This is a genomic window from Pseudomonas sp. LB3P14, assembly GCF_054898045.1.
In genome coordinates, this window is sequence record NZ_CM142714.1 from 5,529,607 (window position 1) to 5,550,328 (window position 20,722).

At 59.8% G+C, this 20,722-nt stretch carries 21 protein-coding genes and 1 pseudogene; 8 read left to right on the top strand and 14 right to left on the bottom strand.

Translation table 11 applies throughout. The features are described from left to right. Positions 1-5: 5 nt before the first annotated feature. Entirely contained in the window at positions 6-977 is a 972-nt protein-coding gene (exbB, locus tag ACYZT5_RS25230; protein ID WP_462047882.1) for a tonB-system energizer ExbB, read from the bottom strand. Between the two features lie 189 nt (positions 978-1,166). On the opposite strand from exbB, the gene ACYZT5_RS25235 reads away from it, so the two are divergent. Next, positions 1,167-2,024, top strand: a complete 858-nt coding sequence (locus ACYZT5_RS25235) for an SDR family oxidoreductase (RefSeq protein WP_462047883.1) — start codon at positions 1,167-1,169, stop codon at positions 2,022-2,024. A gap of 173 nt (positions 2,025-2,197) precedes the next feature. Here the strand turns inward: ACYZT5_RS25235 and ACYZT5_RS25240 are convergent, their stop codons facing one another. The 6 genes from ACYZT5_RS25240 to ACYZT5_RS25265 all read right to left on the bottom strand — a co-directional run bounded on the left by ACYZT5_RS25240 (position 2,198) and on the right by ACYZT5_RS25265 (position 7,503). Beyond that, a complete protein-coding gene (locus tag ACYZT5_RS25240) occupies positions 2,198-2,938 on the bottom strand; it encodes a hypothetical protein (protein WP_462047884.1) in 741 nt (246 codons plus the stop codon). 70 nt (positions 2,939-3,008) lie between these two features. Continuing rightward, positions 3,009-3,389 carry a RidA family protein gene (locus ACYZT5_RS25245; protein ID WP_003229509.1) on the bottom strand — a complete coding sequence of 127 codons (381 nt, stop codon included), beginning with the start codon at positions 3,387-3,389 and terminating at the stop codon, positions 3,009-3,011. Positions 3,390-3,413: 24 nt separating this feature from the next. Next, positions 3,414-5,519: a bifunctional GTP diphosphokinase/guanosine-3',5'-bis pyrophosphate 3'-pyrophosphohydrolase gene (spoT, locus tag ACYZT5_RS25250; RefSeq protein ID WP_462047885.1), complete on the bottom strand. Its 2,106-nt coding sequence runs from the start codon at positions 5,517-5,519 to the stop codon at positions 3,414-3,416. 56 nt (positions 5,520-5,575) lie between these two features. Next, positions 5,576-5,839, bottom strand: a complete 264-nt coding sequence (gene rpoZ, locus ACYZT5_RS25255; RefSeq protein WP_007894670.1) for a DNA-directed RNA polymerase subunit omega — start codon at positions 5,837-5,839, stop codon at positions 5,576-5,578. A gap of 167 nt (positions 5,840-6,006) precedes the next feature. Continuing rightward, positions 6,007-6,627, bottom strand: a complete 621-nt coding sequence (gene gmk / locus ACYZT5_RS25260; protein ID WP_462047886.1) for a guanylate kinase — start codon at positions 6,625-6,627, stop codon at positions 6,007-6,009. A gap of 12 nt (positions 6,628-6,639) precedes the next feature. Next, a complete protein-coding gene (locus tag ACYZT5_RS25265) occupies positions 6,640-7,503 on the bottom strand; it encodes a YicC/YloC family endoribonuclease (RefSeq protein ID WP_008150145.1) in 864 nt (287 codons plus the stop codon). Between the two features lie 268 nt (positions 7,504-7,771). Between ACYZT5_RS25265 and rph the strand changes: the two genes are divergently transcribed. Beyond that, positions 7,772-8,494, top strand: coding sequence for a ribonuclease PH (gene rph, locus ACYZT5_RS25270; protein ID WP_010465211.1), 723 nt, complete (start codon positions 7,772-7,774; stop codon positions 8,492-8,494). Positions 8,495-8,522: 28 nt separating this feature from the next. After that, positions 8,523-8,891 (top strand): DUF4870 domain-containing protein, encoded by a 369-nt coding sequence (locus tag ACYZT5_RS25275; protein WP_462047887.1) that lies wholly within the window; start codon positions 8,523-8,525, stop codon positions 8,889-8,891. A gap of 170 nt (positions 8,892-9,061) precedes the next feature. On the opposite strand, the gene ACYZT5_RS25280 is transcribed toward ACYZT5_RS25275, so the two are convergent. Next, positions 9,062-9,841 (bottom strand): exodeoxyribonuclease III, encoded by a 780-nt coding sequence (locus ACYZT5_RS25280; protein WP_007934608.1) that lies wholly within the window; start codon positions 9,839-9,841, stop codon positions 9,062-9,064. An 82-nt stretch (positions 9,842-9,923) separates the two neighbouring features. Here ACYZT5_RS25280 and pyrE point away from each other — a divergent pair, with 82 nt between their 5' ends. Beyond that, positions 9,924-10,568, top strand: a complete 645-nt coding sequence (gene pyrE, locus ACYZT5_RS25285) for an orotate phosphoribosyltransferase (protein WP_007894680.1) — start codon at positions 9,924-9,926, stop codon at positions 10,566-10,568. Between the two features lie 168 nt (positions 10,569-10,736). On the opposite strand, the gene argB is transcribed toward pyrE, so the two are convergent. The 4 genes and pseudogenes from argB to coaBC all read right to left on the bottom strand — a co-directional run bounded on the left by argB (position 10,737) and on the right by coaBC (position 15,012). Continuing rightward, entirely contained in the window at positions 10,737-11,642 is a 906-nt protein-coding gene (argB, locus tag ACYZT5_RS25290) for an acetylglutamate kinase (RefSeq protein WP_109626724.1), read from the bottom strand. Between the two features lie 39 nt (positions 11,643-11,681). Then, positions 11,682-13,085: pseudogene (locus ACYZT5_RS25295) on the bottom strand (phosphomannomutase/phosphoglucomutase); the annotation flags it as partial. 257 nt (positions 13,086-13,342) lie between these two features. Continuing rightward, entirely contained in the window at positions 13,343-13,798 is a 456-nt protein-coding gene (gene dut, locus ACYZT5_RS25300) for a dUTP diphosphatase (protein ID WP_462003265.1), read from the bottom strand. 5 nt (positions 13,799-13,803) lie between these two features. Continuing rightward, positions 13,804-15,012: a bifunctional phosphopantothenoylcysteine decarboxylase/phosphopantothenate--cysteine ligase CoaBC gene (gene coaBC, locus ACYZT5_RS25305; RefSeq protein ID WP_462052307.1), complete on the bottom strand. Its 1,209-nt coding sequence runs from the start codon at positions 15,010-15,012 to the stop codon at positions 13,804-13,806. 135 nt (positions 15,013-15,147) lie between these two features. On the opposite strand from coaBC, the gene radC reads away from it, so the two are divergent. Further along, entirely contained in the window at positions 15,148-15,822 is a 675-nt protein-coding gene (radC, locus tag ACYZT5_RS25310; protein ID WP_462047888.1) for a RadC family protein, read from the top strand. 29 nt (positions 15,823-15,851) lie between these two features. On the opposite strand, the gene ACYZT5_RS25315 is transcribed toward radC, so the two are convergent. Further along, a complete protein-coding gene (locus tag ACYZT5_RS25315) occupies positions 15,852-17,441 on the bottom strand; it encodes an ABC transporter substrate-binding protein (RefSeq protein ID WP_462047889.1) in 1,590 nt (529 codons plus the stop codon). A gap of 445 nt (positions 17,442-17,886) precedes the next feature. Between ACYZT5_RS25315 and rpmB the strand changes: the two genes are divergently transcribed. After that, positions 17,887-18,120, top strand: coding sequence for a 50S ribosomal protein L28 (rpmB, locus tag ACYZT5_RS25320; protein ID WP_007894701.1), 234 nt, complete (start codon positions 17,887-17,889; stop codon positions 18,118-18,120). Between the two features lie 11 nt (positions 18,121-18,131). After that, positions 18,132-18,287 carry a 50S ribosomal protein L33 gene (gene rpmG / locus ACYZT5_RS25325; protein ID WP_007894709.1) on the top strand — a complete coding sequence of 52 codons (156 nt, stop codon included), beginning with the start codon at positions 18,132-18,134 and terminating at the stop codon, positions 18,285-18,287. 183 nt (positions 18,288-18,470) lie between these two features. On the opposite strand, the gene ACYZT5_RS25330 is transcribed toward rpmG, so the two are convergent. Beyond that, complete coding sequence (locus ACYZT5_RS25330; RefSeq protein ID WP_462047890.1) at positions 18,471-18,833, bottom strand: cupin domain-containing protein; 363 nt, start codon at positions 18,831-18,833, stop codon at positions 18,471-18,473. Positions 18,834-19,083: 250 nt separating this feature from the next. Between ACYZT5_RS25330 and ACYZT5_RS25335 the strand changes: the two genes are divergently transcribed. Further along, positions 19,084-20,577, top strand: a complete 1,494-nt coding sequence (locus tag ACYZT5_RS25335; RefSeq protein WP_462047891.1) for an aldehyde dehydrogenase — start codon at positions 19,084-19,086, stop codon at positions 20,575-20,577. The last annotated feature ends 145 nt before the right edge of the window (positions 20,578-20,722 follow it).

The window sequence follows — 20,722 nt, forward strand, 5'->3', positions numbered from 1 at the left end:
GCCGATTACCCCACTTTCACCATGTGCGGTTGCGAGCTGCGCTCGGGCGGCAGGTGGTCGAGGTCGCGGCTGACCAGCAGCAGGACTTCTGCCGAAGCGTCGGACACCTGCGCCTTGTAACCGGCGATGGAGCGGGCAAAGACGTTGTAGATCACAACGGCCGGAATCGCGGCAACCAGACCCAGTGCAGTTGCCAGCAATGCTTCGGCGATGCCGGGAGCCACGACGGCGAGGTTGGTGGTCTGGGTTTTGGCGATGCCGATGAAGCTGTTCATGATGCCCCACACGGTACCGAACAGGCCGACGAACGGCGCGGTGGAACCGATGGTGGCAAGCACGCCGGTGCCGCTGCTCATGGTGCGACCGCAAGCCGCAACCAGGCGTTCGAGGCGGAAGCTGACGCGTTCCTTGATGCCTTCTTTCTCGCGGCTGTTGGCCGACAGGCGCATTTCTTCCAGCGCATCGTGCACCAGCAGGTTGGCGAGGGTGCCGGCCTTGGTTGCCGAAGCGCTGGCTTCTTTAAGGGTGGTGGCTTTTTTCAGGTGGACGATTTCAGTGCGCAGACGACGCTTGGCGCCCATCAGCTCGAAACCCTTGGCGATCCAGATGGTCCAGGTGATGATCGACGCGATGGCCAGGCCAATCATCACGATCTTCACGATGATGTCGGCGTTCTGGTACATGCCCCATGGCGACAGGTCGTGGGCCATGCCCAGGGAGTTGTCGGCTTCGAGGACTTCAGGAACGTCTTCGGCGGCGGTGTCTACGGCTTGGGCCGGGTCGGTCGCAGCCGGGGTAACGGCCGGTGCGGCGTGATTCGCTGGCGCTTGAGCAGCAGTGGCAGTCGGGGCGGCTGGCGCTTGTGCGTCAGCGAAGGCGGCGGTCGGCGCCAGCATCAGGCTGAGCAGCAGGGCGGCCACCGCGCCCCAGGCGCGAGGTCGTTTGGTTGGCGAAGCGGGGAAATGATTGCGTGTCATGCTGGCCGGACCTGAGAAAGAAAAAGGGTAGATGCTCTTCCAGGCCTCGTGAGGCCGAGAACAAAAGTGGCCGGCATTATTGCAAGTAATTCTTGTTAACAAAAGTAATAGAGTCTCTTTTTTTCCTTCATTGCTAGCCGCTTGTCCTTTGCCGGCGCTAGTCTGTATCTTTCTGATGGGAGTTTTCTGATGTCCGCACCCTCTGTTTTGATCGCCGGCTGCGGTGATGTCGGCAGCCGTCTGGCCACGCAATTGGTGGCTTCTGGGTGGGAGGTTCATGGCCTGAGGCGTGACGTCTCGCGGCTGCCCAAGGGAGTCATTGGCGTTGCCGGCGACTTGTTCAATGAAGACTGCCCGGCGACTTGGCCAGTGGGTGCGGTGGATTACCTGGTGTATTGCGCGGCCGCCACCGCTCACGATGAAGCCGGTTATCGCGCTGCTTATGTGCAGGGCTTGCAGCATGTGCTGGACTGGCTGAACGACTACGGTCAGGTGCCTAATCGCCTGCTGTTTGCTTCCAGCAGCAGTGTGTATGGCCAGCAGGATGGCGAGTGGGTCGACGAGACTTCGCCGACCATTGCAGCAGGCTATTCAGGTCGATTGATGCTGGAGGCTGAGCAAGTGGCACTCCAAAGCGGCATCCCGGCCAGCATCGTGCGCTTGACCGGTATTTACGGCCCGGGCCGCGAATGGCTGCTGACGCAGGTTCGTCGGGGTTATCGCGTGGCGATCGATCCACCGTTGTACGGTAACCGCATTCACGCCGATGACGCGGCGGGGTTGATGGCGTTTCTGCTTGAGGCGGATCGACGTGGGGTGACGCTGGATGACGTCTATATAGGTGTCGACGATGCGCCTGCACCGCTGGCGGAAGTGGTGGGTTGGTTGCGAGAGTATCTGGGCGTGACCGAATGGGCGGAGGATGCGAGCGTGCGGCGCACGGGCAGCAAGCAGTGCAGTAATGCTCGGGCGAAGGCCTTGGGCTGGACGCCAAAGTATCCAAGCTATCGCGAAGGTTATGCCGCGATTCTCGAAGGCCGCAGCTGACTCCCAGTCGCCACATAACAACTGTAGGAGCGAGCGGTGCGGCGATCCGACTTGCCCGCGAAGGCGTCATAACTACCAACATCTATGTCGGCTGTTACATCGCCTTCGCGGGCAAGTCGGATCGCCGCACCGCTCGCTCCTACATTTGGTTTTGCGTTGGCCTTATGGCCGGGTTACTGCTTTTCCAGCAACCACTTGCGCTCACCCGGCGTGAACGAAGGCATCTCGTCTGCCTGAGCCGTGTTTACGGCCTGGAGGATCTCCAGTTCTTTGCCCTTGCGCGCAAAGATCCAGGTGTTGCCCTGGCCATTCACTTGCAGCCACATGTTGTCGTTACCGCTGCTCATCGAAGCGCAATCACCGGCCAGACACAAGGCATAGCGATCCGCACCCGGCAGGCCGGCAACCTGGCCGTCAGCCTGGAATTGCACGGTATTGCCTTCGCCGGGACCGCTGACGACTTTCCAGCTGCCGCCCATGTAGGCCGAATACAGCGCGCGCTCGAAGCTGGCGCCGATTGGTGCGCCGTCTGGCACCTGAACCTGCGCGCGGTCGAAGACTTGCTCCGGCTCATTGTCGTTGGCGGCCTGGCTCAGTTGCTTGCCGTCACGCTTCAGCTCGCTGGCGGAGCTGCCATAAAAGTCGATCTGCCAGGCCCCGGACTCTTCGCCCAGCAGCTTGCCGTCGACGTTTTCAAAACCATTGGTGTAGCGGGCCTGACCGGCCTTGGTGTTGACGTCCCATTCCAGGTTCGGGCCATAGGCCTGGAGCGCTTCACGCAGGGGGCCGCCTTTGGACGCAGCATCGATCGCCACCTGATTGATCCAGGTTCCGCTGATATCACGGTCGGCAGGGTTGCTGGCACAACCGCCCAGGAATAGGGCGAGCAGCGAGAGAATAAGCGCTTGGCGCATGGTGGAATCCTTTCAAAACGCTTTTTATACATACGGCAGCGGCGCAACCCTTGGGGTTGCGCCGGACGCATTACTCGATGACCAGAATGGCATCCATTTCAACCTGCGAACCCTTTGGCAGGGCTGCTACACCGATGGCGGCGCGGGCAGGGTAAGGCTGGTCAAAGTACTTGCCCATGATCTCGTTGACCTTGGCGAAGTGGCTCAGGTCGGTGAGGAAAATGTTCAGTTTGACGATGTCCTTAAACGAACCGCCGGCTGCTTCGGCCACGGCTTTGAGGTTCTCGAACACCTGGACGGTCTGGGCTTCGAAGCCTTCAACCAGTTCCATGGTTTTTGGGTCCAGAGGAATTTGACCCGACATGTAAACGGTGTTGCCAGCCTTGATCGCCTGGGAGTAAGTGCCGATGGCGGCCGGGGCCTTGTCGCTGGTGATAACTGTTTTGGTCATGAATGACTCCTTGTAATGAGTGGCTTACGCACGCATGCGGGTGATGCGGATCACCCCGGTGAGGGCGCGCAATTTCTTGATCACGCGGGCCAGGTGCACGCGGTCGTGCACGCTGACCACCAGTTGGACCACGCTGATGCGACCATCGCGTTCATCCATGCTGATTTTTTCGATATTGCCGTCGGCCGCGTTGACGCTGCTGGCCAGCAGAGCGATCAGGCCGCGCTGGTGTTCCAGTTCGACGCGCAGCTCGACATTGAATTCGCCGGTGACATCCTTGGCCCACGAGAGCTGGATGCATTTTTCCGGGTTGTGGCGGATTTCGCTGATGTTGCGGCAGTTGTCCAGGTGCACGACCATGCCTTTGCCCGCGGACAGGTGGCCGACAATCGGGTCGCCCGGGATCGGTGTGCAGCACTTGGCGTAACTGAGCACCAGGCCTTCCGTGCCACGAATCGCCAGCGGGCCTTCCGCGCTTGGCAGCTGTTCGCCTTCGCCAAGCAGTCGACGGGCGACCACGTAAGCCATGCGATTGCCCAGGCCGATGTCTTCGAGCAAGTCTTCGATCAGTTCGAGACGGTACTCGGTGAGCATCGCTTTGACGCGCTCGGCCGCGACTTTCTCCAGTGAGCTGTCGAAGCCATTCAGCACTTTGTTCAGCAGGCGTTCGCCGAGGCTGATGGATTCGGAGCGGCGTTGCAGTTTCAGTGCATGGCGGATGTGGGTCCGCGCCTTGCCGGTGACGACGAAGTTGAGCCACGCCGGGTTCGGCCGCGCGCCGGGGGCGCTGACGATCTCGACCGTGGAGCCGCTTTGCAGCGGTTCGGACAGCGGTGCGAGACGACGATTGATCCGACAAGCAATGCAGCTGTTGCCCACGTCGGTGTGCACCGCGTAAGCGAAGTCGACCGCCGTGGAGCCTTTGGGCAGCTCCATGATCCGGCCTTTGGGCGTGAACACGTAGACCTCGTCCGGGAACAGGTCGATCTTCACGCTCTCGATGAATTCCAGCGAGTTGCCGGCCCGTTGCTGCATCTCCAGCACGCCTTTGACCCACTGACGGGCGCGGGCGTGAGTGCCTTTTGGCTGCTCGTCGCCGCTGGATTTGTACAGCCAATGGGCGGCGATGCCGTTGTTGGCCATCTCTTCCATTTCACGGGTGCGGATCTGGATCTCGATCGGAACACCGTGCATGCCGAACAATGTGGTGTGCAGCGACTGGTAGCCGTTCGCCTTGGGGATCGCGATGTAATCCTTGAAGCGCCCCGGCAACGGTTTGTACAAATTATGCACAGCACCCAGCACGCGGTAGCAGGTATCGACCTTGTCGACGATGATCCGGAACGCATAGACGTCCATGATCTCGTTGAAGGCTCGACGCTTGCCGCGCATTTTCTTGTAGATGCCGTAGAGGTGTTTCTGACGACCGCTGACCTCGCCCTGAATGCCGTCGATGGCCAGGCAGTGGCTGAGTGATTCTTCGATCTTGTTGACGATTTCCTTACGGTTGCCCCGGGCGCGTTTGACCGCCTGGTTGATCCGTGCGGAACGCATTGGGTGCATCGCCTTGAAGCCGAGGTCTTCGAATTCTATGCGGATGGCGTGCATGCCCAGCCGGTTGGCGATGGGCGCATAGATTTCCAGGGTTTCCTTGGCAATCCGTCGGCGTTTTTCGCCAGACAGGACTTCCAGCGTCCGCATGTTGTGCAGGCGGTCAGCCAGCTTGACCAGGATCACGCGAATGTCGCGGGCCATGGCCATGGCCATTTTCTGGAAGTTTTCGGCCTGGGCTTCGGCTTTGGTCTCGAAGTTCATCTGGGTCAGTTTGCTGACCCCGTCGACCAGTTCGGCCACTGTTTCGCCGAACTGCGCTTGCAGCGCTTCCTTGGCGATACCGGTGTCTTCGATCACGTCATGTAGCATCGCAGCCATCAGGCTCTGATGGTCCATGTGCATGTCGGCAAGAATATTCGCAACCGCGAGTGGGTGCGTGACGTACGCCTCACCGCTACGGCGGCGTTGGCCGTCGTGGGCTTGTTCGGCGTAGAAGTACGCTCGGCGGACCAGGTTGACCTGGTCCTTGCCGAGGTAGGTCGATAAGCGATTGGCGAGGGCGTCTATGCTCGGCATGATGAATCCTGCCGTTCGCTGTGACCCCGCGCCGTGCTACGTCGACCAGGCATGGCTTAGACTGCCTCGTTGGACTCGTCCTCGAACGCTGCGAACAGCGGTTCGTCTTCGACGATTTCAGCGTTGGCGATGAACTCGTAGCTCATCAGGCCTTCAGCGATTTCACGCAAGGCTACAACGGTAGGCTTGTCGTTTTCCCACTGGACCAGTGGCTCTTTGCCGCCGGTGGCCAGTTGACGGGCACGCTTGGTAGACAGCATGACCAGCTCAAAGCGGTTTTCCACGTGGTTTAGGCAATCTTCAACGGTTACGCGGGCCATGGTATTCCTCGGAGCGAATGCAATATGCGCGCTGCCCGGTTGGGCGAGCGGACTCGACAGTTTAAAAAATCACCAGCGATTAGGGAAGCGCTGATTTTTTGATCAAGCCCTTCAACGCGCTGCAAGTGCCAATGTAAAGCCCTTGCAGCGGTTTTGGGAAGTGCTGTTTAGCCGAGCAATTCGGCCAGAAGTTTTCCGTTACGCTGCTGCTGACGCTTCTGATGCAGCTGATTAGCGCGGAAAATCGCCTGCAAATCCTTCAGTGCGAGGGCGAAATCATCGTTGATGATCAGGTAGTCGTAATCGACGTAGTGGCTCATTTCGCTGACGGCTTCGCGCATCCGGCCTTCGATGATCTCGTCGCTGTCCTGGCCGCGATTGGTCAGGCGCTGGTGCAAGGCTTGCAGAGACGGCGGCAGAATGAAGATCGAACGGGCCTGGGGCATCAACTTGCGCACTTGCTCTGCACCCTGCCAGTCGATTTCCAGAATCAGGTCGTGGCCTTCGTCCAGGGTCTGCTGCAAGTGGCTTTGCGAGGTGCCGTAGAGGTTGCCGAAGACTTCGGCGCGCTCGAGGAAGTCGCCGTGTTCGATCATCTTCACGAACGCTTCGCGCGAGACGAAGTTGTAGTTCACGCCGTTCACTTCACCGGGGCGCATGGCGCGGGTGGTGTGGGAGACCGAAACGCGGATCTCCGGATCAGCGTCGGTCAGGGCCTTGACCAGGCTGCTCTTGCCCGCGCCCGAAGGGGCGGAGATGATGTACAGGGTGCCGGTGCTGTGGGTCATGTCGGGTTTGCCTTACTCAATATTCTGCACTTGTTCGCGCATCTGCTCGATCAACACTTTGAGGTTGACCGCTGCCTGGGTGCTGCGCGGGTCGAAGGCTTTGGAGCCCAGTGTGTTGGCTTCGCGGTTGAGCTCCTGCATCAGGAAGTCCAGGCGCCGACCGGCAGCGCCACCGGATTTGAGCACCCGGCGAACTTCGATGATGTGAGTGCTCAGGCGATCCAGTTCTTCGGCGACGTCGCTCTTTTGCGCGAGCATGACCATTTCCTGCTCCAGCCGCTGCGGGTCCATCTCGGCCTTCATGTCGGCAAAGCGGTCGAGCACTTTCTGGCGCTGGGTGGCGAGCATCTGCGGGACCAGCTCACGCAGGGTCACCACGTCTTCTTCAATAGAGGTCAGGCGATCATTGATCAACCGTGCCAGCTCCGCGCCTTCGCGCTCGCGGCCGGCCTTGAGTTCTTTCAGACCTTCGTTGAACAGCGCCAGTGCTTCGGCATTCAAGGCTTGCGGGTCGGTCGCATCGCCCACCAGCACGCCGGGCCAGGCCAGGACTTCCAGCGGGTTCAGCGCGGCCGGATTCTTGATCAGGCCGGCAATGGTCTCGGCGGCAGCGACCAGTTGTGCGGCGCGCTCGCGGTCCACTTGCAGTGGTTTGTCGGTATTTTCTTCGGTGAAGCGCAAGGTGCATTCGAGCTTGCCCCGGGAGATTCCCTGGCGCAGGGCTTCGCGGACCGCGCCTTCGAGGTCGCGAAAGGACTCCGGCAGACGCAAGTGCGGCTCCAGGTAGCGGCTGTTGACCGAGCGCAGTTCCCAGCTAAGGGTGCCTTGGGCGCCGGCTTTTTCGACGCGGGCGAAGGCGGTCATGCTGTGCACCATGGAGGAACCTCGCAATGCAGGTCATGCGTTACCAAAGGTTTCGCAGACCTGATCTATATGAATTTAAGCCGAGAGGCAGCAAAGGCGCAGGATTGTAGCGCAGTGGGGCGGATGCGCCCAAACACACGGTGTGACAAAGGGCTGCAGGCCGTCGGTAAAGCGCTGTTCAGGGCCTTCAGTCGTCGGGGGATTTTTTAGAAGTGCCCACTCGTGGCCCTGCGGCTCTATAATGCTCCGCAGTTTTCCGTCCCCCGTACAGGTATTCCCTATGAAACGTCCAAGTGGTCGCGCTGCCGATCAGCTCCGCTCGATCCGCATTACCCGCAACTACACCAAACACGCCGAGGGATCTGTACTGGTCGAGTTCGGTGATACCAAAGTCATCTGCACCGTCAGCGTCGAGAACGGCGTGCCGCGTTTCCTCAAAGGTCAGGGCCAAGGCTGGTTGACCGCCGAATACGGCATGCTGCCGCGCGCCACTGGCGAGCGTAACCAGCGTGAAGCGAGCCGCGGCAAGCAAGGCGGCCGCACCCTGGAAATCCAGCGTCTGATCGGCCGTTCCCTGCGTGCTTCGCTGGACATGTCCAAGCTTGGCGACGTCACTTTGTACGTCGACTGCGACGTGATCCAGGCTGACGGCGGCACTCGCACCGCGTCCATCACCGGTGCCATGGTTGCACTGGTCGACGCGTTGAAAGTGATCAAGAAGCGCGGCGGCCTGAAAGGCGGCGACCCGCTCAAGCAAATGATCGCTGCCGTTTCTGTGGGCATGTACCAGGGCGAGCCTGTACTCGACCTCGACTACCTGGAAGACTCGGCTGCCGAGACTGACCTGAACGTGGTGATGACCAGCACTGGCGGCTTCATCGAAGTTCAGGGCACTGCCGAAGGCGCACCGTTCCAGCCTGAAGAGCTGAACGCTATGCTGGAACTGGCGAAGAAAGGCATGACCGAAATCTTCGAGCTGCAAAAGGCTGCACTGGCCGACTGATTACGTTTGTTGCGCAAAGGAGAGCGCCATGAGTGATGAACAACAGCTGCTTCCCACCCCGAGCCCGGAGGTTCGGCAGTGGGCGATGTTTTGTCACTTGTCGGCGTTTCTCGGGGTCTGGTTTCCGTTCGGTCACCTGCTTGGGCCGCTGATTGTCTGGCAATTGAAGCGCGAGACCGACCCGTACATCGATGCTCAGGGCAAGGAGGCGCTGAACTTTCAGATCACCGTGGCCCTGGTCTCGGGTATCTGTTACCTGCTTATGCTGGTGTTGATCGGTTTTGCGCTGCTGCCGCTGGTACTGATCGGGGCGATGGTGCTGTCCATCATTGCCGGGCTCAAGGCCAATGACGGGGTGCCTTATCGCTATCCCTTCACCTGGCGGTTGGTGAAGTAATTACCGCTTCTTCTGTAGGAGCGAGGCTTGCCCGCGAAGAGGTCGGCACATCCAATACACATGTTGGCTGTTAAATCGCCTTCGCGGGCAAGCCTCGCTCCTACAGGAATGAGGCGCGCACAAAAAAGCCGACACTGATGTCGGCTTTTTTGTGGGTGCGAAAAGACGCTTTAGATGGTCAGCGTCCAGTCGTAGTCCACGATCAGCGGCGCGTGCTGCGAGAACCGTGGCTGGCGAGGCAGGCGCGCGCTACGTACGAAGCGGCGCAGACCCGGCGTCAGCAACTGATAGTCGAAACGCCAACCGAGGTTGAGCATTTCAGCCTGTTCGTTATCCGGCCACCAGCTGTACTGGTCACCTTCACGGCTGACTTCGCGCAGGGCATCGACATAACCCATGTTGCCGACAATCTCGTCCATCCAGGCACGTTCAGGTGCCAGGAAGCCCGGGGATTGCTGGCTGTCGCGCCAGTTCTTGATATCCAGCTTCTGTTGCGCCACGTACAGCGAGCCACAGTAAATGTACTCGCGACGTTTGCGTCGCTGTTTATCCAGATAACGGGCGAAATCGTCCATTAGCTTGAACTTCTGGTTCAAGTCTTCATCGCCGTTCTGCCCCGAAGGGAGCAGTAAGGTCGCGATGCTGACCTTGTCGAAATCGGCTTGCAGGTAGCGCCCGTAGCGGTCGGCCGTCTCGAACCCGAGACCGCTGATGACTGCCTTCGGTTGCAGCCGCGAATACAAAGCCACGCCACCTTGGGCGGGAACTTCGGCTTCGCAGGCATAAAGGAAGTAGCCATCCAGTTGGAAGGCTGGATCGTCCAGTTCAAAGGCGGAGGCGCGGGTGTCCTGCAGGCAGATGACGTCGGCATTCTGTGCTTGCAGCCAACTGAGCAAACCTCGCTCCACTGCAGCCTGAATACCATTGACGTTCACACTGATGATCCGCATAAATGGCCCCAAAAATCGCGTGCGTGTATGATACACGGCGTCAACCTAATTAGCTAAATCCGTGGTATTTGGGGTTTTTTTCATGCAAGCGTATCAGCGCGATTTTATTCGTTTTGCCATCGATCGCGGCGTTTTGCGCTTCGGCGAGTTCACCCTGAAGTCCGGGCGCACCAGTCCTTACTTCTTTAATGCCGGCCTTTTCAACTCGGGATCGGCCCTTGCGCAGTTGGGTCGTTTCTACGCGGCAGCCATCGTCGAGAGCGGTATTTCGTTCGACGTACTCTTCGGTCCAGCCTACAAAGGCATCCCTTTGGCGGCGACCACTGCAGTCGCCCTGGCCGAACATCATGGCCGTGATCTGCCATGGTGCTTCAACCGCAAGGAAGCCAAGGCTCACGGCGAAGGCGGCAGCCTGGTCGGCGCACCGTTGACCGGCGACGTGCTGATCATCGACGACGTCATCACCGCAGGTACTGCAATCCGTGAGGTGATGCAGATCATTGCTTCCCAGGACGGTGCCAAGGCTGCGGGCGTGCTCATCGCCCTGAACCGTCAGGAGCGTGGCAACGGCGAGTTGTCGGCGATCCAGGAAGTGGAGCGTGACTTTGGCATTCCAGTGATCAGCATTGTTTCGCTGAATCAGGTGCTCGAATTCCTGGCTGACGATCCGCAACTCAAGCAACACCTGCCGGCGGTTGAAGCCTACCGCGCCCAATTCGGCGTCTAACGCCGACCTGTGTAGGAGCGAGGCTTGCCCGCGAAGGCGTCGTCACATTCAGCAATGATGGGACTGTCAGGTCGTTTTCGCGGGCAAGCCTCGCTCCTACAGGGATCGCGGACAAAAAAAGACCCCGCTCAGCCAGGCTGAGCGGGGTCTTTTTGTATGTGTTATCGCTTAGGGACGCTTGCGATTGCTGATCAAGGTGCCCACACCGGTATCGGTGAAGATCTCAAGCAGAATGGCATTCGGAACCCGGCCATCGATGATCAGCGAGCTGCCCACGCCGCCTTGCACCGCTTCCAGCGCGCAACGGATCTTCGGCAGCATGCCGCCGTAGATGGTGCCGTCAGCGATCAAGTCGTCGACCTGTTGGGTGGTCAGGCCGGTCAGGACCGTGCCCGACTTGTCCATCAGGCCGGCGATGTTGGTCAGCAACATCAGCTTTTCAGCTTTCAGCGCCTCGGCGACTTTACCGGCCACCAGGTCGGCGTTGATGTTGTACGACTCGCCGTTGGCACCGACACCGATCGGCGCGATCACCGGAATGAAATCGCCTTTGACCAGCAGGTTCAGCAGGTCGGTGTTGATGCCGACTACTTCGCCCACTTGGCCGATATCGATGATTTCCGGTTGGGTCATCTCCGGCGTCTGGCGGGTCACGGTGAGCTTCTTCGCACGAATCAGCTCGGCGTCTTTACCGGTCAGGCCGATGGCGCTGCCGCCGTGACGGTTGATCAGGTTGACGATGTCCTTGTTCACCTGGCCGCCGAGGACCATTTCCACCACGTCCATGGTTTGCGCGTCAGTCACGCGCATGCCATCGATGAAGTGGCTCTCGATCGACAGACGCTTGAGCAGGTCGCCGATTTGCGGGCCGCCGCCGTGAACCACCACCGGGTTAATGCCGACAGCTTTCATCAGCACGATGTCGCGAGCGAAGCCGGTTTTCAGTTCCTCGCTTTCCATCGCGTTGCCGCCGTATTTGATCACCAGCGTCTTGCCGACATAGCGGCGAATGTAAGGCAGCGCTTCGGACAGGACCTTGGCGGTGTTGGCGGCGGCTTCGCGTTCGAGGGTCATTCAGGGCTCCGGCACTTCAAATAAGGGCGCTTCAGAAGGTCAAAACGGTAGTTGGAGATCAGGTGCAACACGCTTCAGTTGGGCGTGGAAAACGTCCTTGATGCGCTGCAATTCCGCCTCGTCATCGGCCTCGAAGCGCAGCACCAGCACCGGTGTGGTGTTGGACGCGCGAACCAGGCCCCAGCCTTTGGCGTAGTCGACTCGCACGCCGTCAATGGTGGTCAGGTCAGCGCCTTCGCCCCATTTCGCGTCGTGCAGTGCATCAATGATGCTGAATTTGCTCTCTTCGGTCACATGGATATTGATTTCCGGCGTAGAAATATCGTTCGGGAAGGTCGCAAACAGCTCTTCCGCGGTGGATTTTTCTTTGCTGAGGATCTCCAGCAGACGCGCGGCGCTGTAAATGCCGTCGTCGAAACCGAACCAGCGTTCCTTGAAGAAGATGTGCCCGCTCATTTCGCCAGCCAGCAGGGCGCCGGTTTGTTTCATTTTCTTTTTGATCAACGAGTGACCGGTCTTCCACATGAGCGGACGGCCGCCGTATTCCTTGATCAGCGGCGTCAGGCGACGGGTGCATTTGACGTCGAAGATGATTTCCGCGTCAGCGTTGCGCGCCAGCACGTCACGGGCGAACAGCATCAGCAGGCGGTCCGGGAAGACGATGCTGCCGGTGTTGGTCACTACGCCGACGCGGTCGCCATCGCCGTCGAAGGCCAGGCCCAGGTCAGCGTTGGTTTCCTTGACCTTGGCGATCAGGTCGACGAGGTTTTCAGGCTTGCCCGGATCCGGGTGGTGGTTCGGGAAGTTGCCGTCGACGTCGCAGAACAGCGGGATGACTTCGCAGTTCAGGGCTTCGATCAGTTGCGGGGCGATCACGCCGGCGGCGCCGTTACCGCAATCGACCACCACCTTCAGGCGGCGGGCGAGCTTGATGTCCTGGACGATTTCGGTGTTGTAGCGGTCGAGGATTTCGACCTGAGTGATGCTGCCCTTGCCACTGCTCAGGTTGTTGGTCTTGAGGCGTTCGTGCAGGGCCTGGATCTGTTCGTTGGCCAGGGTGTCACCAGCGATGACGATCTTGAAGCCGTTGTAGTTCGACGGGTTGTGGCTGCCGGTGAGCATCACGCCGGATTTGCCAGCCAGCACGTTGGCGGCGTAGTACAGCGCCGGCGTTGGCACCAGGCCGACGTCGCTGACGTGGCAACCGCTGTCGGCGAGGCCTTTGATCAGTTGCTCGACCAATTCCGGGCCGGACAGGCGACCGTCACGGCCAACGGAAACGTTCGGTTCGTCCTGGGCCAGGCTCTGGGAGCCGATGGCGCGACCTAGCCAATAAGCGGTTTCAGCGTTCAAGAATTCCGGGACGGTGCCGCGAATGTCGTAGGCGCGGAAGATGCTGTCGGGGAACTTGGGTGCGACTTGGGCTGGGCTGCTCATTACTGGAAATGCTCCATCTCGAAGGGTGGCTGGACCTGCTGCGAAGAACTCGTCGACAGGCTCAAACTGAAGGGTATGACGGTGTTTTCCACTGAGAGTTCGTGGTGTGCAAAGGCCATGACCCTAATATTAGCGAGCGATTGGCTGGCCAATGCCTTGATTTTTGGCGGTAAACCTTCCAGATGAGGCCTGTGCAATTTTCATCCTGACATGCAAAACCCTGGTGTCAGGCCGGGCAGGGGGCCCAGCCTGAGACCCGGTGATTAATGGCTGCCGGAATGCCCGAAACCACCAGCGCCGCGCTCGGTTTCAACGAACTCTTCGACCATCTCGAAGTGTGCTTGAACGACCGGCACCAAAACCAGCTGGGCCAAACGCTCGCCCACCACCATGTTGAAGTCGGTCTGGCCACGGTTCCAGCACGACACCATCAACGGGCCCTGGTAATCGGAGTCGATCAGGCCGACCAGGTTGCCCAGCACGATGCCGTGCTTATGACCCAGGCCGGAGCGCGGCAGAATCAGCGCCGCCAGGCCCGGATCGCCGATGTACACCGACAGGCCGGTTGGAATCAGCAGGGTTTCGCCCGGCTTGATGACGGTATCTTTTTCCAGCATGGCGCGCAGGTCGAGGCCGGCGGAGCCTGGTGTGGCGTACTGCGGCAGCGGGAAGTCGGTACCGATGCGGGGGTCGAGGATCTTGGCTTGCAAAGTGTGCATGTAAATTAAACCTGGTTCAGACGTTCGGCGATAAAAGTGATCAGCTGGCGGGCAATCTTGCTCTTGCTGGTCTGGGCGAAAAGTGTGGCGTGTAGCTGGCGGTCGATCACGCTGCAGGCGTTTTCTTCGCTGTTGAAGCCAATGCTCGGGTTGGCGACGTCGTTGGCGACGATCAAATCGAGGTTCTTGTCTTTCAGCTTGCGTGCAGCGTAGTCGAGCAGGTGTTCGGTTTCAGCGGCGAAACCGACACTGAACGGACGGTCAGGGCGCGTGGCGATGGTGGCCAGAATGTCCGGGTTGCGCACCATCTGTAGCAACAAGCCGTCGCCGTTCGTAGGGTCTTTCTTGAGTTTCTGTGGGGCGACGACTTCCGGGCGGTAGTCCGCGACTGCCGCAGAAGCGATGAAAAGGTCGCAAGGGATCGCGGCTTCACACGCGGCGAGCATGTCGCGAGCGCTGACCACGTCGATGCGGGTGACGCGATCTGGCGTTGGCAGATGCACCGGGCCGGTGATCAGCGTCACGCGGGCACCGGCTTCCACCGCAGCTTCGGCCAGGGCAAAGCCCATTTTCCCGGAGCTGTGGTTGGTGATGTAGCGCACCGGGTCGATGTTTTCCTGAGTCGGCCCGGCGGTGATCAGCACGTGTTTGCCGGTCAGCGCGTGACGCTGGAAGCAGTCCGCAGCGCACTGCGCGAGGTCGGTGGCTTCGAGCATGCGGCCCATGCCGACGTCGCCACAGGCCTGGCTGCCGGAGGCCGGGCCGAAGACTTTCAGGCTGCGGCTTTCGAGGATTTGCAGGTTGGCCTGGGTCGCGGGATCGCGCCACATGGCCTGGTTCATCGCCGGGGCAACGGCGACCACAGCGTCGGTGGCCAGCACCAGGGTGGTCAGCAGGTCATTGGCAATGCCTTGGGCCAGACGGGCGATCAGGTCCGCGGTGGCGGGGGCGATCAGCACCATATCGGCCCACTTGGCCAGCTCGATGTGGCCCATCGCAGCTTCAGCCGCCGGGTCCAGCAGGTCGAGGTGGACCGGGTGCCCGGACAAGGCCTGCATGGTCAACGGGGTGATGAACTCGCTGCCGCCACGGGTCATGACCACGCGCACTTCCGCGCCCTGGTCGATCAGTCGGCGAACCAGATCGGCGCTTTTGTAGGCAGCGATACCGCCGCCGACGCCCAGAACGATGCGTTTCCGATACAGCCGCTGCATAGGTCTGCCTTTCATTTCGTTGATGACTGCATGGCGATACCCCCTCCCCAGGGATGAACTCGCCCGCAAAAAAGATGGGCTACGATATCACAGCGACCGCTACGGAACAGCGGCGCCCACACACAGGGAGGTGCTATGAGTATTCGTGATTGGCCGGCGGCCGAGCGACCGCGGGAGAGGTTACTTGAGTTGGGCTCTGGGAGTCTTTCGGACGCCGAACTGCTGGCTATTTTTTTACGAACCGGCGTGTCGGGTAAAAGTGCGGTAGATCTGGCGCGACACCTGTTGAATCAGTTTGGCAGCCTGCGCGCACTGCTCGAGGCCGATCAGGAAGCATTCAGCAGGCAATTGGGGCTCGGACCAGCGAAATTCGCTCAGTTGCAAGCGGCACAGGAAATGGGCAGACGGCATTTAGCCGAACGTGCGCGCCAAAAATCGGCACTGGAAAATCCGCAGGCAGTTCGTGATTACCTGAAGTCGATGCTGCGCCACGAGCCTCACGAGGTGTTCGGGTGTCTGTTTTTGGATTCCAAGCATCAAGTGCTGGCCTTTGAAGCGTTGTTTCGCGGCTCTATCGACAGCACGAGTGTCCATCCAAGGCAGGTGGTCAAGCGTGCCCTTGCCCACAACGCTGCAGCGTTGATCCTCTGCCACAACCATCCGTCGGGCAACACCAACCCCAGTCAAGCCGACCGCACGCTGACCAAGCGCCTGCAAGAGGCGCTGGAGCTGATCGATGTGCGGGTACTCGACCATTTCATCATCGGTGACGGCGATCCGCTGTCCATGGCCGAGTATGGGTGGATGTAGGGAGGGCGAATGCAAAACTCCTGTGGGGCTTATGGCTTGAGGATTACCTTGGAGTAATCCTGGCGGCCAAACGGGCTGACCGAGTAACCCTCGACGTCTTTGCGCGTCAGCGCGAAGGCGGTCGGGTGGGCCAGCGGCAGCCACAGTGCCTGCTGCTGGATCTGCGCCTGGGCCTGTTCGTAGAGCTTGGTACGCACACCTTGCTCGCCGGTGGTCTTGCCGGCGCTGATCAGCTTATCCAGATCCTGGTTGCAGTAGCGGGCGAAGTTGGTGCCGGACTTGACCGCGGCGCAGGAAAACTGTGGCGTGAGGAAGTTGTCCGGGTCACCGTTGTCGCCGGCCCAGCCCATGAACAGCAGGTCATGTTCACCGGCCTTGGCGCGGCGAATCAGTTCGCCCCATTCGATTACCCGAATCTCGGCCTGAATACCGATCTCCGCGAGGTCGGATTGGAGCATTTGAGCGCTGAGGCTCGGGTTCGGGTTGAGCAGGCTGCCGGAAGGTCGGGTCCAGATGGTGGTCTGGAAACCGTCCTTGAGCCCGGCCTTGGCCATCAATGCCCGAGCCTTTTCGACGTCATGCGGGTAGCCCGGCAAGCCTTTGGCGTAGCTCCAGGTGTTGGGCGGGTACGGGCCGTTCGCGGGCTCGGCGGTGTCTTCGAACACGGCTTTGACGTAGTTGGCCTTGTCGAACGCGAGGTTGATCGCCTGACGCACTTCAGGCTTGTCCAACGGCGGATGTTGGCTGTTGATGCCGACGAACGCGGTCATGAAGGCGTCAGTCTTTTCGACTTTCAGGGTCGGTTCTTTCAGCGCTGCCTGTACGTCCAGAGGCTTGGGTGACAGGGCGATCTGGCACTCGTTGCGGCGCAACTTCTGCAAACGCACGTTGGCATCCGGCGTGATGGCGAAGATCAACGGGTCCACCGACGGCTTGCCGCGGAAGTAATCCGGGTTGGCCTTGTAGCGAATCGAGGCATCTTTCTGGAAGCGCGTGAAGATGAACGGACCGCTGCCGATCGGCTGGCTGTTGAGCTTCTCCGGGGTGCCGGCCTTCATCAGTTTGTCGGCGTACTCGGCCGAGTAAATCGAGGCGAAGCCCATGCTCAGGGTCGCGAGGAAGGTCGAGTCCGGGTGATCGAGGGTGAAGCGCACGGTCAGCGGGTCCAGGGCGTCGATCTTCTTGATCAGTGCGGGCAACTGCATCGACTGGGCGTGCGGGAAGCCGCTCTGGGCGACTTTGTGCCATGGGTTTGCCGGGTCGAGCATGCGGTCGAAGCTGAACTTCACGTCTTCGGCGGTCAGGTCGCGTGTCGGGCTGAAGTACTCGGTGCGGTGGAACTTCACCTGCGGATGCAATTTGAAGGCGTAGGTCAGGCCATCTGGCGTGATTTCCCAGCTGTCCGCGAGGCTGGCGACCACTTTGCCACTGGCGGTATCGAAGTCCACCAGACGGTTCATCAGCGCGTCGGCCGAGGCATTGGTGGTGGTCAGCGAGTTGTATTGCACCACGTCGAACCCTTCCGGGCTTGCCTCGGTGCAGACGCTCAGCGCGGCGGCATGGGCCAATGGGCTCAGCAGAAGAGGGGCGAGCAACAGCGGTAGGGCAGCGAGGCGCATGGTCGGATTCCTTTACAGATCGAAGGCCCATCTGCAAGTGCAGTCTGGAAAAGGCTTACCCTAGTGGGCTCTTTTGCAAATGACTATCCCCTTTTTCATTTTAAGGGGACTATGTGCGCTTGTTTTCGGTGAAGCGGGCCGAGGAAAACCCGGAGTCGGTCGGTTGGCCGATTCTCTGCGACGAGCGGTCTCTATCCATGACAGCCTTTATCCAAGGCGCTCGCAGCCCGAAAAACGGGGTTTTTATCAAGTCCGTGCACACGGAATGTTGTTGCTCTCCAGTCTTTCTGGTATAAAGCAGCGCTCTTTTCTAGGGGCCCGGTTCCTTCACTGTAGGTGTAGCCGGTAAGACCTCTAAAGAAACGCGGCGCCTGGCGCCAAATGACTGAGAGATTAAGCGGCCAACCCATGCCGGGTTGGGCATGTGGTTTTAGAGGGCTGAGGCATGTCGAGAGTATGTCAAGTTACCGGTAAGGGTCCGGTGACTGGGAATAACATTTCCCACGCAAACAACAAAACCCGTCGTCGTTTCCTGCCGAACCTGCAGCATCACCGCTTCTGGGTTGAAGAAGAGAAACGTTTCGTGCGTCTGCGCGTATCTGCCAAAGGCATGCGTATCATCGACAAGCGTGGCATCACTGTCGTGCTGGCCGAAATCCGCAAAGCTGGCAAGATCTAAGGGAGCTAATCATGCGTGAATTGATTCGTTTGATTTCGAGCGCCGGTACTGGTCACTTCTACACTACCGACAAGAACAAGCGCACTACTCCGGACAAAATCGAGATCAAGAAATTTGATCCGGTTGTTCGCAAGCACGTGATCTACAAAGAAGGCAAAATCAAGTAATTGATTTTTCCCTCTTACGAAAAAGGCCCGTATCGCGAGATACGGGCCTTTTTTGTTGCCTGACTGTTTTGTGTTGTCTGTCAGGCAGCCTTCGCGGGCAAGCCTCGCTCCTACGGGACGGACGCGATTCACTGTAGGAGCGAGGCTTGCCCGCGAAGAGGCCGGCCCAGCTAACACAAGTCCTCAGGCCTTCTGTTCAAACACCACGTAGATCTTGCGGCACGCCTCCAGCACTTCCCAAGTGCCTCTGAACCCGGCCGGGATCACGAAGCGATCGCCTACGCGCAGGGTCTTGCCATTGCCGTCGTTGTCGCGCAGCACTGAAACGCCCTGAACAATCTCGCAATATTCATGCTCGGTGTAATTTACATGCCACTGGCCGACGGCGCCTTCCCAGACCCCGGCACTCATCTGGCCGCAAGGGCTGTTGTAGTGGTTGTACACTGCTTGTTCGGGGTCGCCCTTGAGGACTTTCGCCGGGTCTGGTCGATAGCGATCTGGCAGGGTGGTGGCCTGGTTGAAGTCGACGATGTCCTGGATGCTCATTCTTGTAATCCCCCGTGATTGCGGCGCGAGTGGCTGGAAAGCTGCTGGAAGGTCCAAAGTCTATGTTTATTAAAATGAACACTGCAAGGCCGTTTGCCGACCTTATGTCAAATATATTGAAACAACCCCGGCCACTGGTTTAGGGTGACGGTTGCCTTGGGCCGAAAAAAGCAGGCTGGCCGGGCAGAATTCCTGAGGACGCCCGCGAAGAACGCGGCGCGCTCGTATTCAACAAGAGGAGGACACTCGTATGACCACCCTGACTCGTGCCGATTGGGAACAACGGGCTCGCGATCTGAAGATCGAAGGCCGCGCCTACATCAATGGCGAATACACCGATGCTGTCTCCGCCGAGACCTTCGAGTGCATCAGCCCGGTCGATGGCCGTCTGCTGGGCAAGATTGCCAGCTGTGACGCCGCCGATGCCCAGCGCGCTGTTGAAAACGCCCGCGCCACCTTCAATTCCGGCGTCTGGTCGCGCTTGGCGCCGACCAAACGCAAAGCCACCATGATTCGTTTCGCCGGCCTGCTGAAACAGCACGCCGAAGAGCTGGCCCTGCTTGAAACCCTGGACATGGGCAAGCCCATCAGCGATTCCCTGTACATCGACGTTCCAGGCGCGGCGCAAGCCCTGAGCTGGAGCGGTGAAGCCATCGACAAGATCTACGACGAAGTGGCCGCGACTCCCCATGACCAACTGGGTTTGGTGACTCGTGAACCCGTCGGCGTTGTCGGCGCCATCGTGCCGTGGAACTTCCCGCTGATGATGGCCTGCTGGAAACTCGGTCCGGCGCTGTCCACCGGTAACTCGGTGATCCTCAAACCGTCCGAAAAATCCCCACTGACCGCCATCCGCATCGCTGCCCTGGCCGTTGAAGCCGGTATCCCGAAGGGCGTGCTGAACGTCCTGCCAGGTTACGGTCACACCGTCGGCAAGGCCCTGGCCTTGCACAACGACGTGGATACCCTGGTGTTCACCGGTTCGACCAAGATCGCCAAGCAATTGCTGATCTACTCCGGCGAGTCGAACATGAAACGCGTCTGGCTCGAAGCCGGTGGCAAGAGCCCGAACATCGTGTTCGCCGATGCTCCGGACCTGCAAGCTGCCGCTGAATCGGCTGCTGGCGCCATCGCCTTCAACCAGGGCGAAGTCTGCACCGCCGGCTCGCGCCTGCTGGTGGAGCGTTCGATCAAGGATACATTCCTGCCGCTGGTGATCGAGGCCCTCAAAACCTGGAAACCGGGCAACCCGCTGGACCCGGCGACCAACGTCGGCGCGCTGGTGGATACCCAGCAGATGAACACCGTGCTGTCCTATATCGAGTCCGGTCACACCGACGGCGCCAAACTGGTGGCGGGCGGCAAGCGCATTCTTCAGGAAACCGGTGGCACCTATGTTGAACCGACGATTTTCGACGGCGTCAGCAACGCGATGAAAATCGCTCAGGAAGAAATCTTCGGCCCAGTGCTGTCGGTGATCGCTTTCGATACCGCCGAAGAAGCCATCGCGATTGCCAACGACACGCCATACGGCCTGGCCGCAGCGGTGTGGACCAAGGATATTTCCAAGGCTCACCTGACCGCCAAGGCGCTGCGCGCCGGTAGCGTGTGGGTCAACCAGTACGACGGCGGTGACATGACGGCCCCGTTCGGTGGCTTCAAGCAGTCCGGCAACGGTCGCGACAAGTCGCTGCACGCGTTCGACAAGTACACCGAGCTGAAGGCGACCTGGATCAAGTTGTAAGTCGGTTTTTTTAACGACGTAGATCCCTTGTGGGAGCGAGCCTGCTCGCGAAGACGGTGTAACAGTCAACATTGATGTTGAATGTGCTGGCCTCTTCGCGAGCAGGCTCGCTCCCACATTGTTTTGTGCCGTGCCAGAAAAATAA

Excerpts from the sequence above, each read along its gene's own strand:
- rpmB (WP_007894701.1), top strand. The coding sequence starts at position 17,887 with ATGTCGAGAGTATGTCAAGTTACCGGTAAGGGTCCGGTGACTGGGAAT.
- ACYZT5_RS25315 (WP_462047889.1), bottom strand. The coding sequence starts at position 17,441 with ATGCGCCTCGCTGCCCTACCGCTGTTGCTCGCCCCTCTTCTGCTGAGC.
- coaBC (WP_462052307.1), bottom strand. The coding sequence starts at position 15,012 with ATGCAGCGGCTGTATCGGAAACGCATCGTTCTGGGCGTCGGCGGCGGT.
- pyrE (WP_007894680.1), top strand. The coding sequence starts at position 9,924 with ATGCAAGCGTATCAGCGCGATTTTATTCGTTTTGCCATCGATCGCGGC.
- ACYZT5_RS25245 (WP_003229509.1), bottom strand. The coding sequence starts at position 3,389 with ATGACCAAAACAGTTATCACCAGCGACAAGGCCCCGGCCGCCATCGGC.
- rpmG (WP_007894709.1), top strand. The coding sequence starts at position 18,132 with ATGCGTGAATTGATTCGTTTGATTTCGAGCGCCGGTACTGGTCACTTC.
- ACYZT5_RS25335 (WP_462047891.1), top strand. The coding sequence starts at position 19,084 with ATGACCACCCTGACTCGTGCCGATTGGGAACAACGGGCTCGCGATCTG.
- ACYZT5_RS25330 (WP_462047890.1), bottom strand. The coding sequence starts at position 18,833 with ATGAGCATCCAGGACATCGTCGACTTCAACCAGGCCACCACCCTGCCA.
- rph (WP_010465211.1), top strand. The coding sequence starts at position 7,772 with ATGAAACGTCCAAGTGGTCGCGCTGCCGATCAGCTCCGCTCGATCCGC.
- gmk (WP_462047886.1), bottom strand. The coding sequence starts at position 6,627 with ATGACCCACAGCACCGGCACCCTGTACATCATCTCCGCCCCTTCGGGC.
- dut (WP_462003265.1), bottom strand. The coding sequence starts at position 13,798 with ATGCACACTTTGCAAGCCAAGATCCTCGACCCCCGCATCGGTACCGAC.
- rpoZ (WP_007894670.1), bottom strand. The coding sequence starts at position 5,839 with ATGGCCCGCGTAACCGTTGAAGATTGCCTAAACCACGTGGAAAACCGC.
- ACYZT5_RS25235 (WP_462047883.1), top strand. The coding sequence starts at position 1,167 with ATGTCCGCACCCTCTGTTTTGATCGCCGGCTGCGGTGATGTCGGCAGC.
- argB (WP_109626724.1), bottom strand. The coding sequence starts at position 11,642 with ATGACCCTCGAACGCGAAGCCGCCGCCAACACCGCCAAGGTCCTGTCC.
- radC (WP_462047888.1), top strand. The coding sequence starts at position 15,148 with ATGAGTATTCGTGATTGGCCGGCGGCCGAGCGACCGCGGGAGAGGTTA.
- ACYZT5_RS25275 (WP_462047887.1), top strand. The coding sequence starts at position 8,523 with ATGAGTGATGAACAACAGCTGCTTCCCACCCCGAGCCCGGAGGTTCGG.
- spoT (WP_462047885.1), bottom strand. The coding sequence starts at position 5,519 with ATGCCGAGCATAGACGCCCTCGCCAATCGCTTATCGACCTACCTCGGC.
- ACYZT5_RS25240 (WP_462047884.1), bottom strand. The coding sequence starts at position 2,938 with ATGCGCCAAGCGCTTATTCTCTCGCTGCTCGCCCTATTCCTGGGCGGT.
- ACYZT5_RS25265 (WP_008150145.1), bottom strand. The coding sequence starts at position 7,503 with ATGGTGCACAGCATGACCGCCTTCGCCCGCGTCGAAAAAGCCGGCGCC.
- ACYZT5_RS25280 (WP_007934608.1), bottom strand. The coding sequence starts at position 9,841 with ATGCGGATCATCAGTGTGAACGTCAATGGTATTCAGGCTGCAGTGGAG.
- exbB (WP_462047882.1), bottom strand. The coding sequence starts at position 977 with ATGACACGCAATCATTTCCCCGCTTCGCCAACCAAACGACCTCGCGCC.